Consider the following 18,262-nt stretch of genomic DNA (forward strand, 5'->3'; position numbering starts at 1 on the left):
AGCCTCCGCGGCGCCGCACGAGGCTCGCCGGAAAGGCCGTGACAGGGATTCCGCTTCCTTCCGTTTCATGCCGCGCGGATGCCCGAGGGAGGCGCGTCAGGGTTGCGTCAATACGCACCCTCAGCCCGCCCGATGCCCGATTTGTTCGGTCTCCCGCCCGTACAGTCGACAGCACGGCGGACCATCACACCGAGGACACATCGGCACTCCGAGAAGACAATGGAGCCATGGCACGCGGCAAGCTCAGGATCTACCTCGGCGCGGCGCCGGGCGTGGGCAAGACCTACGCCATGCTGTCCGAGGCGCACCGCCGCGTGGAGCGCGGCACCGACTGCGTCGTGGCCTTCGTGGAGTGTCACGGGCGGCCGCGCACCGAGGTGATGCTCCATGGTCTGGAGCAGGTCCGGCGCCGTGAGCTGGAGTACCGCGGCAGCGTCTTCACGGAGATGGACGTGGATGGCGTCCTCGCCCGCCGCCCCGCCGTGGCACTGGTCGACGAGCTGGCCCACACCAACGTCCCCGGCTCCCGCAACGCCAAGCGCTGGCAGGACGTCGAGGAACTGCTCCAGGCCGGGACCGACGTCGTCTCCACCGTCAACATCCAGCACCTGGAGTCGCTGGGCGACGTGGTCGAGACGATAACCGGCGTCCGGCAGCGCGAGACCGTGCCGGACGAGGTCGTGCGCCGCGCCGACCAGATCGAGCTGGTCGACATGTCGCCCCAGGCGCTGCGCCGCCGCATGGCGCACGGCAACATCTACGCCCCCGACAAGGTGGACGCCGCCCTGTCGAACTACTTCCGCCCCGGCAACCTCACCGCCCTGCGCGAACTGGCCCTGCTGTGGACTGCCGACCGGGTCGACGCCTACCTCCAGCAGTACCGCAGCGAGCACGACGTCTCGACGATCTGGCAGGCCCGCGAACGCATCGTCGTCGGCCTCACCGGCGGACCCGAGGGCCGCACGCTCATCCGCCGCGCCGCACGCATGGCCACCAAGGGCGCCGGCGGCGAGGTCCTGGCCGTCTACGTCTCCCGCAGCGACGGGCTCACCTCCGCATCCCCGAAGGAACTGGCCGTCCAGCGCACCCTGGTCGAGGACCTCGGCGGCACCTACCACCACGTCGTCGGCGACGACGTCCCCGAAGCGCTGCTCGACTTCGCCCGCGGCGTCAACGCCACCCAGATCGTGCTGGGCTCCAGCCGCCGCAAGACCTGGCAGTACGTCTTCGGCCCCGGCGTCGGCGCCACCGTGGCCCGCGAGTCCGGCCCCGACCTGGACGTCCACATCGTCACCCACGGCGAGGTCGCCAAGGGCCGCGGTCTGCCCATGGCCCGCGGGGCGCGGCTGGGACGCTCCCGGAACCTGGCGGGCTGGGGCGTCGGCGTGATCGGTCCCGTCCTGCTGTCCCTGCTGCTGACCAGCCTGGAGCCCGGCCCGGGCCTGGCCAACGACGTCCTGCTGTTCCTCTCCCTGACCGTGGGGGCCGCCCTGCTCGGCGGACTGCTGCCCGCCCTCGCCTCGGCGGCCGTCGGCTCCCTGCTGCTGAACTACTACTTCACGCCCCCCACCCACACCTGGACGATCTCCGATCCGGAGAACATCGTCGCCATCGCGATCTTCTTCGCGGTCGCCGTGGCCGTCGCGTCCGTCGTCGACCTCGCGGCCCGCCGCACCCACCAGGCGGCACGGCTGCGCTCCGAGTCCGAGATCCTCTCGTTCCTCGCCGGGAGCGTGATACGCGGCGAGACGAGCGTCGAGGCGCTCCTGGAGCGGGTCCGGGAGACCTTCGGCATGGAGTCCGTCGCCCTGCTGGAGCGGCAGAGCGAGGTGGACCCGTGGACCTGCGCGGCCGCCGTGGGCACCAAGCCGCTGCTGCGCCCCGACGAGGCCGATGTGGACGTACCCGTCGGCGACACCATGGCCCTGGCGCTCAGCGGCCGCGTCCTGCCCGCCGCGGACCGCCGTGTGCTGGCCGCCTTCGCCGCACAGGCCGCGGTCGTCCTGGACCGGCAGCGGCTGGTCGGGGAGGCCGCACGGGCCCGCGAACTCGCCGAGGGCAACCGGATCCGCACCGCGCTGCTCGCCGCCGTCTCCCACGACCTGCGCACCCCGCTCGCCGGGATCAAGGCCGCGGTGACCTCCCTGCGCTCCGCCGACGTGGCCTGGTCCGAGGAGGACGAGGCCGAGTTGCTGGCCGGGATCGAGGAGGGCGCCGACCGGCTGGACCACCTGGTCGGCAATCTCCTGGACATGTCGCGGCTGCAGACCGGCACCGTCACCCCGCTGATCCGCGAGGCCGACCTCGACGAGGTGGTGCCCATGGCGCTCGGCGGCGTCCCCGACGGCAGCGTCGTCCTCGACATCCCCGAGGACCTGCCGATGGTGTACGTGGACCCCGGCCTGCTGGAGCGCAGCGTCGCCAACATCGTCGAGAACGCGGTGAAGTACAGCCCGGACGGCGAGACCGTCCTGGTTTCCGCCAGCGCGCTCGGCGAGCGCGTGGAGGTCCGCGTGGCCGACCGGGGGCCGGGCGTTCCCGACCCCGAGAAGAACCGGATCTTTGAACCGTTCCAGCGGTACGGCGACGTGCCGCGCGGCAGCGGCGTCGGACTGGGGCTCGCGGTGGCCCGCGGCTTCACCGAGGCCATGGGCGGAACGCTGGCGGCCGAAGACACCCCCGGCGGCGGCATGACCATGGTGCTGAGCCTGCGGTCCGGCCCCGGCCGCCGCCCTGTCCACCCCGGTCTTCCCGCGGCGGCCACCTCATGACGGCGGCAGCGCGATGACGACCCACGACGCGACCGGGCGCGGCATCCCGGCCCCGGCACGACCTCGTACGGCAGAAAGGCGACGCCCATGACGCGGGTGCTCGTGGTGGAGGACGAGCCGCAGATCGTCCGCGCCCTGGTGATCAATCTCAAGGCCCGCAAGTACGAGGTGGACGCCGCCCCGGACGGCGCGACCGCCCTCCACCTGGCTGCGGGCCGCCACCCCGACGTCGTGCTCCTCGACCTGGGCCTGCCCGACATGGACGGCGTCGAGGTGATCAAGGGGCTGCGCGGCTGGACCCGGGTGCCGATCCTCGTCCTCTCCGCGCGCCAGACCTCCGACGAGAAGGTGGAGGCGCTCGACGCGGGCGCCGACGACTACGTCACCAAGCCCTTCGGCATGGACGAGCTGCTGGCCCGGCTGCGGGCCGCCGTACGGCGTGCGGAGCCCGGCGGAACGACGGGCGACACCGCGGTCGTCGAGACCGAGGGCTTCACCGTCGACCTCGCCGCGAAGAAGGTCGACCGCGGCGGGCGGGACGTACGGCTGACCCCCACCGAATGGCACCTGCTGGAGGTGCTGGTCCGCAACAGCGGGCGGCTGGTCAGCCAGAAGCAGCTCCTCCGCGAGGTCTGGGGGCCGTCCTATGGGACCGAGACCAACTACCTGCGCGTCTACATGGCCCAGCTCCGCCGCAAGCTCGAGGACGACCCCTCACACCCCCGGCACTTCATGACCGAGCCGGGGATGGGGTACCGCTTCGAGCTGTGACGGCTTCCTCCGCGGGTGACGTAGGGCACGGCCGGTGCCGTACGGGCCCGGGTCCCCGGACCGGAAGTCGCCCGCAGGGATGGGACGGTCCGGCACGCAGTGATCGGGCGGGCCCGGCCCCGGTACGCTTCCCGTATGAGTGCTGTCCCCCGTTCACAGAAGCCGGCAGGGCGGTTCCGGCGCATGCTCGACCGGCTGTCCTCCAGCGAGGAGGAACTGCACGCCGACGAGCTGCAGCAGGCGGCGGAAGCCGCGGGATGCACGCGGATCTCCGAGTGCGGCGACCGTCAGATCGTGAAGGTCACCGGCACCCTGCGGACGGTCACGCTGCGACCGCGGGCCGGAGTGCCCGCGCTGGAGGCCGAGCTGTTCGACGGTTCGGCCGCGCTCGACGTCGTCTGGCTCGGCCGGCGCTCCATCGTGGGCATCGAACCGGGCCGCAAGCTCATCGCATCGGGCCGGATCTCCATGAGCCACGGCCGCCGGGTGCTCTTCAACCCGAAGTACGAACTCCGACCGCTCGGACAGGAGTAGCCCCGGTGACCACCCCGGACAAGCAGCCCCCCCAGCACGACGCCCGGCCCGCCGAGGACGGCGCGCCCGGCCACGAAAGCAGGGCCGCCACGGAGGCGGCCCTTTTCGAGGCGTTCGGCGGTGTACGCGGCCTGGTGGAGACCACCGTGCCCGGCCTGGTCTTCGTCGCCATCTACACGGTGAACAAGGACATCCACCTCGCGGCCATCGCCGCCCTGGTGCTCGCCGTGCTGCTCGGCGTCGCCCGGCTGGTCCGGAGGGACACGATCAAGCACGCCTTCAGCGGGGTGTTCGGGGTCGCCTTCGGTGTCGTCTTCGCGATGATGACCGGCAACGCGAAGGACTTCTACCTGCCCGGCATGTTCTACACGCTGGGGTTGGCGGTGGCGTACATCGCGACCGCGATCGCGGGCGTCCCGCTGCTCGGCCTGATCCTGGGCCCGGTGTTCAAGGAGAACATGTCCTGGCGCACCCGGAACCCCGGGCGCAAGCGGGCCTACACCAAGGCGAGTTGGGCCTGGGGGCTGATCCTCCTCGCCAAGTCGGCGATCCTCTTCCCGCTCTACCTGTGGGCGGACGCGACGAAGTTCGGCTGGGTGCTCATCGCGCTCAAGATCCCGCCGTTCCTGCTTGCCGTCTATCTGACCTGGATCTTCCTCGCCAAGGCGCCGCCGCCGATCGACGTCTTCGCCGAGATGGAGGCGAAGGAGCAGGCGAAGGAGGACGCCGAGCGGGCGGAGAAGGAGCGGCTGGAGCAGAAGCGCTCCGGCGCACCCGCGGCCGACTGACCGACCGTCGGCGGAACGTACGCCGAAGGGCCCGGGAACCAGCTGGTTCCCGGGCCCTTCGCCGTAGCGCTGTGCCGTGCGGCTACTGGACTTCCTGCCGCACCGACAGCAGGTCCTCCAGCTGCTCCTCCCGCGCCTGGGCGGCGACGAACAGCAGCTCGTCCCCGGCCTCCAGGGAGTCCTCCGGGTTGGGCGTGAGGACGCGGTTGCCGCGGATGATCGTGACCAGTGAGGTGTCCTCGGGCCAGTCCACGTCGCCGACGCGGGTCCCGGCCAGGGCCGACTCCGGCGGCAGCGTCAGCTCGACCAGGTTCGCGTCGCCGTGGCTGAAGCGCAGCAGCCGTACGAGGTCGCCGACGCTCACGGCTTCCTCCACCAGCGCCGACATCAGACGCGGCGTGGACACCGCGACGTCGACGCCCCAGGACTCGTTGAACAGCCACTCGTTCTTCGGGTTGTTCACCCGGGCCACCACGCGCGGTACGCCGTACTCCGTCTTGGCCAGGAGCGAGACGACCAGGTTCACCTTGTCGTCGCCGGTGGCCGCGATGACCACGTTGCAGCGCTGCAGCGCCGCCTCGTCCAGCGAGGTGATCTCGCAGGCGTCGGCCAGCAGCCACTCGGCCTGCGGCACGCGCTCGACCGAGATGGCGGTCGGCGCCTTGTCGATGAGCAGGACCTCGTGCCCGTTCTCCAGCAGCTCGCCGGCGATCGAGCGCCCCACGGCGCCCGCGCCCGCAATGGCGACCCTCATCCCTGCGCCTCCTCGGGCCCCTCGGCGAACGCGGCCTCGACCTTCTCGACCTCGTCCGCCCGCATCATCACGTGCACGAGGTCGCCCTCCTGCAGGACGGTCTGGGACGTCGGCAGGATCGCCTCGCCCAGCCGGGTGAGGAACGCGACGCGTACACCCGTCTCCTCCTGCAGCTTGCTGACCTTCTCGCCGACCCAGGCCGGGGAGGCGTGCACCTCCGCGAGCTGGACGCGGCCGCTCGGGTCGCGCCACAGCGTCTCGGCGCCGGACGGCAGTAGCCGCCGCAGCATCTGGTCGGCGGTCCACCGCACGGTGGCCACGGTCGGGATGCCGAGGCGCTGGTAGACCTCGGCGCGGCGCGGGTCGTAGATACGCGCGGCCACGTTCTCCACGCCGAACATCTCGCGCGCCACCCGGGCGGCGATGATGTTGGAGTTGTCGCCACTGCTGACCGCGGCGAACGCGCCGGCCTCCTCGATCCCCGCTTCGCGCAGAGTGTCCTGATCGAAGCCGACGCCGGTGACCCGGCGGCCGCCGAATCCGGAGCCGAGGCGACGGAAGGCCGTGGGGTCCTGATCGACGACGGCGACCGTGTGCCCCTGCTGCTCAAGGGTCTGGGCCAAAGCGGAGCCCACTCGGCCACAACCCATGATCACGATGTGCATGAGGCCTCTACCCTGCACCTTCCCCTAGTGCTGTGACCTGCGCAAACACCGTCCATCATCCTTCCGCGTCCCGAGTGGCGGCAACTCATCGCCGGTGCCGTCGCCGGTAACGCTACCCGCGAACCCCGCAAGTGCGCCCATGGGCGGCTGGGCTCCGGAGGGAGCGACGGCTTACGATCCTCTGCGTGTCCAAACTGACCGACCTGCCCAAGCGGATTCTCATCGGCAGGGCCCTGCGGAGCACGCAGCTGGGGGAGACGCTCCTTCCGAAGCGGATCGCACTGCCCGTCTTCGCCTCCGACCCGCTGTCGTCCGTGGCGTACGCGCCCGGCGAGGTCCTGCTCGTGCTCTCCGTGGCGGGGGTGTCGGCGTACAGCTTCAGCCCGTGGATCGCCGTCGCCGTCGTCGTGCTGATGTTCACGGTCGTCGCCTCGTACCGGCAGAACGTGCACGCCTACCCGAGCGGCGGCGGCGACTACGAGGTCGCCAACACCAACCTCGGCCCCAGGGCAGGCCTGACCGTCGCCAGCGCGCTGCTGGTCGACTACGTCCTCACCGTCGCCGTGTCCATCTCCTCGGGCGTGGAGAACCTCGGCTCGGCGATCCCGTTCGTCGTCGAGCACAAGGTGCTCTGCGCGATCGGCATCATCGTGCTGCTGACGCTGATGAACCTGCGCGGCGTCAGAGAGTCGGGCAAGCTCTTCGCGATCCCCACCTACATATTCGTGGCCGGCGTCTTCGTGATGATCGCCTGGGGCGTCTACCGCGGTGTCGTCCTGGGCGACGACATGAACGCCCCCACCGCCGGCTTCGAGATCGAGGCCGAGCACACCGGCCTCGCCGGCTTCGCCCTCGTCTTCCTGCTGCTGCGCGCCTTCTCCTCCGGCTGCGCGGCGCTCACCGGCGTCGAGGCGATCAGCAACGGCGTCCCCGCCTTCCGCAAGCCCAAGAGCCGTAACGCGGCCACCACGCTGCTGCTCATGGGCGGCCTCGCCGTCACGATGTTCTGCGGCATCATCGGCCTCGCCATGGCGACCGACGTCAAGATGGCCGAGAACCCGGCGCACGACCTGCTGAACAACGGCACGCCCGTCGGGTCGGGCTACGTCCAGAACCCCGTCATCTCTCAGGTCGCCGCCGCCGTCTTCGGCAACGGGACGTTCTTCTTCATCCTGCTCGCCGCGGCCACCGCACTGGTGCTGTTCCTCGCGGCCAACACCGCGTACAACGGCTTCCCGCTCCTCGGCGCGATCCTCGCCCAGGACCGCTACCTGCCGCGTCAGCTCCACACCCGCGGCGACCGCCTCGCCTTCTCCAACGGCATCGTGCTGCTGGCGGGTGCCGCCGTGCTGCTGGTGTGGATCTACGGGGCCGACTCGACCCGGCTGATCCAGCTCTACATCGTCGGCGTCTTCGTGTCCTTCACCCTCAGCCAGACCGGCATGGTCCGGCACTGGAACCGGCACCTGAAGACCGAGACCGACCCCGCCAAGCGCCGCCACATGATCCGCTCCCGCGCGATCAACACCTTCGGCGCCTTCTTCACCGGCCTGGTGCTGGTGGTCGTCCTGGGCACCAAGTTCACCCACGGCGCCTGGGTCGCCCTGCTCGGCATGGTCATCTTCTACGTGACGATGTCCGCGATCCGGCGCCATTACGACCGGGTGTCCGAGGAGATCTCCGCGCCCGACGAGCCCGGCGACGAGGCGGTGCGCCCCTCCCGCGTGCACTCCATCGTCCTGGTCTCCAAGGTCCACCGGCCGACGCTGCGGGCCCTCGCCTACGCCAAGCTGATGCGCTCGGGCAGCCTCGAGGCGCTCACCATCAACGTCGACGCGGCGGAGACCAAGGCGCTCCGCGAGGAGTGGGAGCGGCGCGGTATCGACGTACCGCTGAAGGTCCTCGACTCGCCCTACCGCGAGATCACCCGGCCGGTGATCGACTATGTGAAGCGGCTGCGGCGCGAGAGCCCGCGGGACGCGGTCAGCGTCTACATCCCGGAGTACGTGGTCGGCCGCTGGTACGAGCATCTGCTGCACAACCAGAGCGCGCTGCGGCTGAAGGGACGGCTGCTGTTCACGCCGGGCGTGATGGTGACCTCGGTGCCGTACCAGCTGGAGTCCTCGGAGCTGGCCAAGCAGCGCGCCCGCAAGCGCGAGGCGTGGAACGCACCGGGCTCGGTCCGGCGCGGCCCGGTCGGCGCGCCCACGCAGCGCGACAAGGCGGGCAACGGCGGGAAGAACGGCACGACGGCGGGGAAGTAACCGCACGACGGCGCGGAAGTAGCGGCACGACGACGCGGAAGTGCGGAAGTAGAGCCCCGGCCTGCCGGGGGAGTGGTCCGTGGGGCGGCCGTCGGGTTCGGCTGCGCGGAGAGGCGGCGCAGCGCACTCGGGGCGGGGCGGCCGTCGGTTTGTGCGCTCCGGCGGGCGGCGCAGCGCACTCCGGGTGGGGCCGCCGCCGGGTTCGGCCGCCGCGGCGGGCGGCGCCGCGCACCTCCGGCCGGACGTAGACTGGACGGCTGTTGTCCATAACGTCGTCCCGCACCCACCGCCATGCTCAGGAGCGCCTCCCTCGTGTCCACAGATTCCGCCGCAGCCGCCCCGTCACTGGTCGGCGAGGACTACGAGGTCGAGGTGGGGCCCGTCGCGCACGGCGGGCACTGCATCGCCCGCACCCCGGAGGGGCGGGTGCTCTTCGTCCGGCACACCCTCCCGGGCGAGCGTGTCGTCGCCCGCGTCACCGAGGGCCGGGAGGACTCGCGCTTCCTGCGCGCGGACGCGATCGAGGTGCGTCAGGCGTCGCCGGACCGGGTCGAGGCACCGTGTCCGTTCGCGGGACCGGGCAAGTGCGGCGGCTGCGACTGGCAGCACGCGGCCCCGGGTGCGCAGCGCCGGCTCAAAGTCTCCGTCATCACCGAGCAGTTGAGCCGCCTGGCCGGACTCACCCCGGAGGAGGCGGGCTGGGACGGCACGGTCGAACCCGCGCCCGGCGACAAGGTCGCCAAGGGCGAGGTCCCGCCCTGGCGCACGCGCGTACAGTACGCGGTGGACACCGAGGGCAACGCCGGGCTCCGCAAGCACCGCTCGCACGAGGTCCAGCCGGTCGACCAGTGCCTCATCGCGGCACCGGGCGTCACCGAACTGGGCGTGGAGAAGCGGGAGTGGCCGCAGATCGCGGGCGTCGAGGCCATCGCGGCGACCGGCTCGCACGACCGCCAGGTCATCCTCACCCCGCAGCCCGGTGGACGGTTGCCGATCGTGGAGCTGGACCAGCCGGTCTCGGTCATGCGCGTCGACGAGAAGGCCGGGGGAGTGCACCGCGTCCACGGGCGCCCCTTCGTACGCGAGCGCGCCATCGGCCGTACGTGGCGCGTCGGTTCGGGCGGCTTCTGGCAGGTCCACCCGAAGGCCCCGGACCTGCTCGTCGAGGCGGTGATGCAGGGGCTGATGCCGCGCAAGGGCGAGATGGCGCTCGATCTGTACTGCGGGGTGGGGCTGTTCGCGGGAGCGCTGGCCGAACGCGTCGGCGAGAAGGGCGCGGTGCTCGGCATCGAGTCCGGCAAGCGCGCCGCGGAGGACGCCCGGCACAACCTGGAGGACCTGGACCGGGTCCGCATCGAGCACGGCAAGGTCGAGTCGGTCCTGCCGCGCACGGGCATCACAGAGGCGGACCTGATCGTCCTGGACCCGCCCCGCGCGGGCGCGGGCAAGGCGACGGTCACCCACATCGCGGGCCTGGGCTCGCGCCGCATCGCGTACGTGGCCTGCGACCCGGCGGCCCTGGCCCGCGACTTGGGCTACTTCGCCGAGGCGGGCTACAAGCCGCGCAAACTGCGGGCGTTCGACCTGTTCCCGATGACGCACCATGTGGAGTGCGTGGCGGTGCTGGAGCCGGCGGCAAAGGGATCGTGACACGCGTCCCCTCCGTCGTGGCGAGGCCGTGACGGGGTAGAAGGGGAGAGTGGACAGCGTCGGTTGGTTCGTGGTGGCCGTGGTTCTCGCGCTCACGGCAGCGGGGTGTGCGGCAGTCCTGCTCGTACGCCTCATCCGGGCCCGGAAACTGCTGAGGGACGCCGGCGTTCCGTTGCGGTCCAAGGCCCTGTTCTGGACGGCGGTCGTCTACACGGTCTCCCCGGTCGACCTGATCCCGGACCCGGTCTACCTGGACGACATCGGGGTGCTCCTGCTGGCTCTGCGCGCACTCCACTCCGCAGCCGCTGCCGGCAGGCCCGGTGGGGGACCGCCACGGGCGGGGCTCGGTGCTGACGGCGAGCAGGGCGGCGACCGCGGCCACCGCGAGTGGCTGGGGACAGGCCGGACCCGCGGCTGATCGCCGCATGTGTCGTCAGCTCATCCGCGTCTCGGGTCCCGCGCGTCACGGTTACCCGTACACGACGAGGGCCGTCGCCAGGCGCCGCGCGCCGCCGGCGGGGTATCGGCTTTGCCTGACGAAGATTTACAGTGCCGTCAGCAGCGGGCAAGATTACGTCTGTGATCCAGGGCTTGACCGGCCGATCGGGTCACCAACCTGTCTGTACAGGCGAGTTGATTGCCTTGGAATCATCGGTAGCCGTGGGGAAATGGCTGCGCTGTGCCAAAAGTGTGTTTCCGTACGCCCGTTGGGGCGTGTCGACATGACATCGGGTGTTCAGGACGAGTCGGCCTGTCCCGGAGCTCCGTTGAGCACTCCCCGTGAGCGCGGCGGACGATGAGCGGTGGCTGACGCGCGCCCTTGCCGAACTCGAGTCCCCGGACACCGTGCTCTTCCTCGTCGAGGGTGTGGCCGGCGCCGGGAAGAGCCGACTCGTCGACCGGGTGCCGGCCTGCGGCGGGGTGTGTGGCGCGGAGCGGCTGACTGTAGTGCTGACGGCGGCCGGTGGCCGGGTGGTGCGGTGGCGTTCGCCGGAGTCCGAGCCCGTCCGCACCCCACTCTCGGCTCTGGTCCGCTCATCCGGCCCCGTACTTCTCGTCGTCGAGGACGTCCATCAAGCCGATCCCCGGTGGCTGCACCAGCTTCGGCGACTGCTTGAGGATCCTCCTCCGGGGCTCGTCTGCCTGCTCACCTACCGACCGGAAGAATTGCCCGCGCCCGGGCTCGTGTTGGGCCGCACTGCACACCTTCCCGCGCGTCTCGACGTACAGCGGTTGCGGCTTGCTCCGCTGAGCCCGGCCGAGGTGGGTCAGATGGCCGCGGCCCGCCTGGGAGAGGGGCGCTGTCCGCCCGAGGTGGTGTCCGCGCTGCATCTGCGCTCCGCCGGCAACCCCCAGGTGGTCGTCGACCTGCTGCGCGCGTTGACAGGCGTCGCGGGGCGCGGAGACGGGGAGTTGCGCGTCGAGGACGTCCACGCCGTGGGCGTGCCCGCCCGTCTGGCCCAACTGGTGCTCGGAAGGGACGAGGCGCTCGCCGACGAACACCGCCCCGTGGTGCGGGCGGCGGCCGTGCTCGGCGCAACGGCCCTCACGACCATGCCCCTCTCCGGCCCCGCCTCGGCCATCGCGCCCGGTGTCTCCTCCGGAACCGCGGCCGCCACCGTGCCCGAACTGGCCGCGATAGCAGGGCTCGACGATGAGGACGGGCGTCTGGCGGTGGTCGCCGCACTCGAAGACGCCGTCCTTCAGGAGGGCGATCAGGCCCGCTACGGGTTCCCCATCCCCTTGGCGAGCATCGCCGTCTACGAGGGGATGCCGGGCCCCGTACGCCAGGAGCTGCATCGCCGCGCCGCCGACGTTCTCGCTCTGCGGCGGCCGGTGCCCTGGGGGGACGTGGCCGCGCACCGGCTGTCCGGCGGTCAGATGCGCCACTGGGCGCGGGCCGTCGCGCAAGCCGCGTTCGGGCACACCCGTCGCGGTGAACACGAGTCGGCGGCCCGTCTGTTGGAGGAGGCACTGGCGTCTCCGGCCGCACACACCGAGGTACGCGTACATCTCGGCCCGTTGCTCGCTCGGAGCGCCGCCTGGGCATCGGGAACCGACCGGACGGCCGTCCTGCTCGCGGAGATCGCCGATGACGAGGGTCTGCCCGAGGACGTGCGCGTGGAAGTCCGCCTCCATCTGGGCCTGTTGCTCCACAGCCAACGAGGGCTCGGCGAACGGGGGCGCAGTGAGCTGCGGGCCGTGGCGGATCGCGTGCGGACGCAGCCCGCAGCTGCCGCGCGGGCGATGTCCGAGCTTGCCAAGACGCACTGGCCGGGTACGGCGCTGTCCGAGAACCTGCGCCGGCTGCGGCAGGCGGAAGCGGCGGCCGACGACAGCGGAGATCCGTGCGCGCGAGCGGCGGTCGCGGCCGACCGGGTGGCGGTGCTGATGAGCATCGGCGACCCCGGCGCGTACCGGCTGGCGGATCAACTGGCGGATGGCGCCCACGTTCCTGACGCCCACGTTCCTGGAGCCCACGCTCCTGGCGCCCACGTTCCTGACGTCCACGTTCCTGGCGCCCACGCTCCTGACGCCCACGTTCCTGGCGCCCACGCTCCGGCGTCCCAGGGGCACACCGCTCGCGGCCTGTACGACGCGGCCCACGCCGCGCTCTGGCTGGGCCACAGCACCCGTGCCGGCCGGCTCCTGCGCGCGGGTGCCGACCGTGCCGTACGGTACGGCGCCCGCAACCTCGAACGTGCCGGGCAGGGCACCGCCCTTCTTCTGGACTGGACATCGGGTCGCTGGACGAACCTGACCGAGCGCTGCCAGGCGACGCTCCGCGACGGCCATCCCCTGTCGGGCCCCGCCGCCCGCGTGGTCCTCGGTCTGCTGGCTCTGGCACGGGGAGAGCGCGGGGAGGCCGCGGCATGGCTGTCCGCCGACGGCCTGCCGGGACCGGACCGAGGGCCGGTCCCGCTGCTGTCGGCGGCCGCAGCCGCACGCGTACGGCTCGCGCTGGCCGGTGCCGACAGCGCGAGTGCGGTGGCCGAGAGCGTCGTGGCGTGGGCCGCGCTGCGCGAGAAGGGAGTGTGGGCCTGGGCGTCCGATCTCGCTCCCTGGGCGGTTCGGGCGATGGCGGGTGCGGGGCAGCGGGGGCCCGCAGCGGAGATGACCGCCGAACTCGCCGCGTTCGCGGACGAGGCCGGTGCGTGGGCGGCGCCGGCTGCGGCCGCGGCATCGCTGTGGTGCCGGGGCATCCTCGCGGAGACGGGTGATGAGCCGGGCGGGGCCGCGGCGGCCTACCAGGAGGCGAGCGCGTCGTACGGGCGGTTGCCACGCCCGTACGAGGCGGCTCTGACGCTGGAGGCCGCGGGGCGTTGCGCCATGGCCGCCGCGCCGGGCGACACCGACGCCGCGCTGCGCGAACTCACCGCGTCCGCAGACCGGTTCCAGGACCTCGGTGCGGTCCGGGACGCCACGCGGGTTCGTGCGCTGCTGCGCGCGCACCGGGGCGAGGGACCGAACCGGTCGCCCGGGCGGCCGAGTTACGGGACCCGGCTCTCGCCGCGCGAGGAGGAGGTCTCATCGCTGGCCGCGGCCGGGATGCGGAACAAGGAGATCGCGGCCACCCTCCACCTCTCGGCGCGGACCGTCGAGCAGCATGTCTCGCAGGCGATGCGCAAGCTCGGGGTGGCGTCCCGAAGGGACTTGGCCGGGCCTCGTACATCCGAATAAGACCGATGTTTAACCCGTATCCGTAGGGCGTCGAATTCGGACGTCGGTGGTGATTCCGCGGCATACAGTCGTTCCGCCGGACTGTTGAGCGCGCGGACGTCGACCGATGAGGTGTGACGGCCGCGCGTCGGCGGACCGGTGCCCGTACACGGCTCCCGGGGGGAGAGCCGGCCGGATGTCCAGCCGTTTCACCCGGCTGTTCACCCGATCCACGTGTGCGGAGTCCGCCCTCGGGGGCGGCGTGCTTCCACCCCCTGCACCGCCGAACCCGGGGAACGCCCGTCCACGGATGCGCAGGGGCACCGGCCCGCTCGTTCCGGTTCGACGAACCGGAACGGCGCCGCGTGTCCACCGACCCGGAACCAGTACGGATCCGCGGCGCACGGTCACCCTGCCGTCGTCGCGACCGCTGGACCCTTGCGCATCGTGCACCACACGTCGGAGACCATCTGTGAGCTCACTCCATTCCATCGCCGTGATAGGTGGCGGCGCCGCCGGGACCGCTTTCCTGGCCGCGTACGCCCGCGAACTGTCCGCCGACAGCACGGCCTTACCCGCGGACGTGTACGTCTTTGAACCGACCGAGCGCTTCGGGCCCGGTGTCGCCTACGCACGCGACACGCTGGCGGCGCTGCTGAACCGCCCGATGTCCGCGATGTCCGTGGACCACAACGATCCCGGCCACTTCCGTCGCTGGCTGAGCCGTTCGGCGTCCCGAAGACACACCGCCGTCCTGCCGACGCCCCGGGAAGCGATGCCGGTGTTCGCTCCTCGCGTCGCCTTCGGCAACTACCTGGAAGGCGTGTTCCGGCACGCGTGTGACGATCTCGAACACCTCGGTGCCCGTGTCACGACCGTGCGCGACGCGGTCACCGAACTCACCGAGGAGCACGGGGTGTACACGGTCTCGACCGCGGGCGGAGGCCGCTTCACCACCGGAAGCGTCGTCCTGGCGGTGGGATCGCTGCCCCCGGCCGACCTCTTCGGGCTGAGCGGCGCACCCGGGTTCGTCGCCCAGCCCTACCCCCTGGCGCGGTCGTTGCAGAGCGTGGACGGGGCGGACGAGGTGCTGGTGCTCGGGTGCGGGCTCACGGCCATCGACTGCGCCCTCGTCCTCAGCGAGCAGGGCCGACGCGTGACGCTGGCGTCCCGCTCCGGTTTCGTACCGGACGTGCGAGCCGAGGCCACTGCCCGTTGGGACGATACGGAGCATGCCTTCGGCGCTCATTCACTGGCCTCGTCCGGCTCGGTGAGGCTGGCGGACGTCTATTCACTGATCGACACCCATCTCCGTGACCGGGGCACCAGCCTGAGGCACGCGATCCGGCCCTACGCCGAGCGCCGGCCGGTCCCGGACCTGCTGCGCTCCCGGCTCGCCGATCTCGGGCCCGTCGGTCTGCTCCAGCGTTGCGTCACCGGGATGACGCCCGCGTACTCCGCGCTCTGGCGGGCACTGCCGCCCGAGGACCAGCAGACCTTCCTCCGCAAGCACAACCGGGTCTTCTCCTGTGTGCGCAACCCCATGCCTCCGGAGAACGCGCGCAAGCTGATCCGCCTCGCGGATGCCGGGAGCCTGGATTTCCGGCGCGGCATCACAGGGGTGCGCGAGGAGGCGGGCGGCGGCTTCACCGCGGCATTCGCCGACGGGAGTTCGACCCGGTACGACCGCGTGGTCAATGCCGTCGGCCGGACGATCGACATCACCACCGCTCCCGAAGGATCGCTGCTGCGCGCGCTGTCGCGCCGTTCCTTGGTGGCGCCGCACCCGGCCGGAGGCGTCCGGGTGGAACCGGCGACCAACCGCGCGCTCCGTCCGGACAGTTCACCGCGCACCGGCTTCTACGTCGTCGGTGACCTTTCCTCGGGGGTGCACTTCCACTCCAGTTCCATGGAGTACGTGGCCCGGCAGGCGGCGCGCGTCGCCCGGCACACCGTGAACGCGTCCGGCCGGTACGAACTGCAGGCGGTCTGATGGGCGCCGGTGCCGGACTCTCCCGTGGGCTGACCCTGTGCCTGATGTCGCTGGTGTGTGTGCCGCAGCTCGCGCTCGCGGCCTTCGTCCCCGCCATCCCGGCGATCAGTGAGCACTTCGGGGCGGGCGAGTCCGACCTCAGCCGTTCGATGGTCGGTTACATGACCGCGTATGCGGCGTCCATGATCCTTACCGGTCACCTGGCGGACCGGTACGGACCCAAGCGGACCCAACTGGCCGCTCTCGCCCTCTTCGCAGGCGCTTCGGCCCTCTGCCTGCTGGCGAGTGGTGTGGCGGTCTTCATCGTGGGCCGGGTCCTCCAGGCGCTCGGTGCGGGCGCGGGCACGGTGATCGCCCGGCTCTGGGTGCAACGGGAGCTGCCGGCGCAGGAACGGCTGAACGTACTCACCGCGCTGACCACGGTGATCGCGGTGACCCCCGCGGTCTCCCCGCCGCTGGCCGGCCTGCTGGTGCAGTACACCTCCTGGCGGTCGCTGTTCGCCTGCATGACGGCGCTCGGGGTGGCAACGCTCATCGGGGCGGTTTTCCTGCTGCCCTCGGCAGGATCCGGCGACGCGCCCCCGGCCCCGGCCGCGCGGGGCACGGAACAGCCGGACACGAGGGCGGTCCGGGCACCGGCGGCACGGAGGGCCACGGATACGGAGAGCCGTACCCGGATCCGTACGAAGGCGGCCGGGCACGGGTCCGGCGGACTGCTCGCGGCGTACCGGAACGTCCTGGCGGACCGGGACTTCACGATGTTCGCGATCACGATCAGCCTCGCCTGGTGTGTGTACTTCACCTTCACCACGTACTCCAGCCACGCCATCCAGACCGGACTCGGTGCTTCGCCGGTGGAGTACGGAGCGCTCTACACCGTGGTGATCGCGGGCTACGTCTCGGGCAGCACCGTCGCCAAGCGCCTCGGGCGGGCCCGGTCGCTGGAATGGATCGCCCGTCTCGCGGCCCTGACGGCGGCTGTTGCGGCCCTCGCGATGACGGCCGGCGTGCAGTTGTGGCCGTCCGACCCGCTGAGCCTCGTCGTACCGATGGGGTTCTGCATGGTGGGGGTCGGGGCGATGTTCCCCACGTGCCAGGCCGGGATGATGCGCTACCGCGGGGAGCACGCAGGGGCCGCCTCGGGACTGTTCTTCGCCCTCCAGATGGCCTCGGGCGCCGCGTATGCGGGCGTGACGGGATGGGGCGGCGATCCCGGGTACCGGGGGCTCGCGGTGGCCATCGCCGTGCCCGCGCTCGTACTGCTGCTGTTCTGCGCCGTCATGATGCGCTCGGCCCGGGGTTCTTCCGGTGGGCGTACGGCGGAGGCGCCGGTGGATTCCTCCCGCGGTGTGTCGGTCCGGAGCTGACCGACGGAAGGAAGGCGGCTGCCCGCCGAGGCGGCGGGCCCGGCGGGCAGCCGCGACGCACGCGCGTCATGGACGGGGCCCGACCCGACTCGCGATCAGGAGATGCGGGCGTCGGCAGTCGGGCGGAGGGCGCGTCGCTCACCTGGTGGGGACCGGCATCTCTCTGCAAGGGCTCGGCGGCCCATCACGGCGGCCCATCACGGCCCCCGGTTTCCCGCGCGCCACGCGCCGTATGCCGAAGCCGGCGAGGACTGTCCGCAATTCATCGCTCGGGCTTCAATTCACCTGTGTGCCATGCCTCTTCGACGCATCGTCCCGTTTTCCGGTGAAGGCATCGGGCACTCGCATTCGTGGCGCTCCGACGATCGGAGCGGACGCGGAACCTCAACTACGAGAGAGGGGTGGAGCATGCTTTTCCTCGTGGCCGCACTCATGCTGCTCGGGGTCGTCCTCGGCGCGGTGACGCACGTCCCCGTACCGGTCGCAGTCATCGCCGCCGCCGTGATCATCGGCTGGCTGGCGTTCTACGGGATCCGGAAGCGTACGGCCCACCACCGGCACGGTTGAGTCGGCCGGCGTCGACGGTGCGTCGCGCTCACCGGAGCCGGAATCGGCCGCCGATGTGCGCCCGCTCTCACGCCGGATCAACGGCTCCGGCCGAGGAGCGGGAAAGAAAGGCCGGAAGCAAGCGACTTTCAATTTTCGCCTCAGGCAGAGGACGGTGAACAACGGAATGCCCACGCACACGTCCGAGAAGCGCATCACGTCCAGCATCCGTACGACGCCCACCCCGCCCCATTCCAAGGCGGCCGCATGGCGGAATGCGGACAGCATGGCCGTCGCCTCATTCGTTCTGGGCCTCGTCGGACTGCTGGTGTTCAATGTCTTCCTCGGCCCCGCCGCCCTGGTGCTCGCGGGGCTTGCCCTGTGGCACGGCACGCGGCACCGGAACAGGGCGTACCTGGGCTTCGTCCTCGGCGTCGCCGACCTCGTCGTCTTCTTCGCCGTGACCGCGGCGGACAACACCGTGACCTGGTGACCCGAG

The 18,262-nt window shown here is 71.6% G+C and carries 14 protein-coding genes; 12 read left to right on the forward strand and 2 right to left on the reverse strand.

The features are described 5' to 3' along the window. Window positions 1–227: 227 nt before the first annotated feature. From ACGFNH_RS12110 to ACGFNH_RS12125, 4 genes are all read left to right on the forward strand, one after another. Window positions 228–2,771: a DUF4118 domain-containing protein gene (locus tag ACGFNH_RS12110; RefSeq protein WP_393652978.1), complete on the forward strand. Its 2,544-nt coding sequence runs from the start codon at window positions 228–230 to the stop codon at window positions 2,769–2,771. A gap of 87 nt (window positions 2,772–2,858) precedes the next feature. Continuing rightward, window positions 2,859–3,542, forward strand: a complete 684-nt coding sequence (locus tag ACGFNH_RS12115; protein ID WP_393652979.1) for a response regulator — start codon at window positions 2,859–2,861, stop codon at window positions 3,540–3,542. A 135-nt stretch (window positions 3,543–3,677) separates the two neighbouring features. Beyond that, the gene (locus ACGFNH_RS12120) at window positions 3,678–4,076 is read left to right on the forward strand and encodes an OB-fold nucleic acid binding domain-containing protein (RefSeq protein ID WP_393652980.1); all 399 of its coding nucleotides are present in this window, start codon (window positions 3,678–3,680) and stop codon (window positions 4,074–4,076) included. Window positions 4,077–4,081: 5 nt separating this feature from the next. Continuing rightward, entirely contained in the window at window positions 4,082–4,864 is a 783-nt protein-coding gene (locus ACGFNH_RS12125) for a DUF3159 domain-containing protein (RefSeq protein ID WP_393652981.1), read from the forward strand. Window positions 4,865–4,946: 82 nt separating this feature from the next. On the opposite strand, the gene ACGFNH_RS12130 is transcribed toward ACGFNH_RS12125, so the two are convergent. Further along, window positions 4,947–5,618, reverse strand: coding sequence for a potassium channel family protein (locus ACGFNH_RS12130; protein WP_393652982.1), 672 nt, complete (start codon window positions 5,616–5,618; stop codon window positions 4,947–4,949). Beyond that, window positions 5,615–6,283, reverse strand: a complete 669-nt coding sequence (locus ACGFNH_RS12135; protein WP_393652983.1) for a potassium channel family protein — start codon at window positions 6,281–6,283, stop codon at window positions 5,615–5,617. The genes ACGFNH_RS12130 and ACGFNH_RS12135 overlap by 4 nt, the downstream gene beginning before the upstream one ends. Window positions 6,284–6,468: 185 nt before the next feature. Here ACGFNH_RS12135 and ACGFNH_RS12140 point away from each other — a divergent pair, with 185 nt between their 5' ends. The 8 genes from ACGFNH_RS12140 (at window position 6,469) to ACGFNH_RS12175 (ending at window position 18,256) form a co-directional block, all read left to right on the forward strand. Further along, window positions 6,469–8,547, forward strand: a complete 2,079-nt coding sequence (locus tag ACGFNH_RS12140; RefSeq protein WP_393652984.1) for an APC family permease — start codon at window positions 6,469–6,471, stop codon at window positions 8,545–8,547. A 312-nt stretch (window positions 8,548–8,859) separates the two neighbouring features. Beyond that, window positions 8,860–10,197 carry a class I SAM-dependent RNA methyltransferase gene (locus ACGFNH_RS12145; protein WP_393652985.1) on the forward strand — a complete coding sequence of 446 codons (1,338 nt, stop codon included), beginning with the start codon at window positions 8,860–8,862 and terminating at the stop codon, window positions 10,195–10,197. 49 nt (window positions 10,198–10,246) lie between these two features. Then, window positions 10,247–10,615 (forward strand): YkvA family protein, encoded by a 369-nt coding sequence (locus tag ACGFNH_RS12150; protein WP_393652986.1) that lies wholly within the window; start codon window positions 10,247–10,249, stop codon window positions 10,613–10,615. A gap of 362 nt (window positions 10,616–10,977) precedes the next feature. Next, a complete protein-coding gene (locus ACGFNH_RS12155) occupies window positions 10,978–13,878 on the forward strand; it encodes a LuxR C-terminal-related transcriptional regulator (RefSeq protein WP_393652987.1) in 2,901 nt (966 codons plus the stop codon). A gap of 451 nt (window positions 13,879–14,329) precedes the next feature. Further along, entirely contained in the window at window positions 14,330–15,850 is a 1,521-nt protein-coding gene (locus ACGFNH_RS12160) for an FAD/NAD(P)-binding protein (protein ID WP_393652988.1), read from the forward strand. Then, window positions 15,850–17,217, forward strand: coding sequence for an MFS transporter (locus tag ACGFNH_RS12165; RefSeq protein ID WP_393652989.1), 1,368 nt, complete (start codon window positions 15,850–15,852; stop codon window positions 17,215–17,217). Before ACGFNH_RS12160 ends, ACGFNH_RS12165 begins: the two co-directional genes overlap by 1 nt. Window positions 17,218–17,637: 420 nt before the next feature. Beyond that, the gene (locus ACGFNH_RS12170) at window positions 17,638–17,784 is read left to right on the forward strand and encodes a hypothetical protein (protein ID WP_393653617.1); all 147 of its coding nucleotides are present in this window, start codon (window positions 17,638–17,640) and stop codon (window positions 17,782–17,784) included. 265 nt (window positions 17,785–18,049) lie between these two features. After that, window positions 18,050–18,256, forward strand: coding sequence for a DUF4190 domain-containing protein (locus ACGFNH_RS12175; protein WP_393653541.1), 207 nt, complete (start codon window positions 18,050–18,052; stop codon window positions 18,254–18,256). Window positions 18,257–18,262 lie beyond the last annotated feature (6 nt).

Origin of the sequence: Streptomyces sp. NPDC048639, from assembly GCF_043199075.1 — a bacterium.
In the GTDB taxonomy this organism is placed as follows: Bacteria; Actinomycetota; Actinomycetes; order Streptomycetales; family Streptomycetaceae; genus Streptomyces.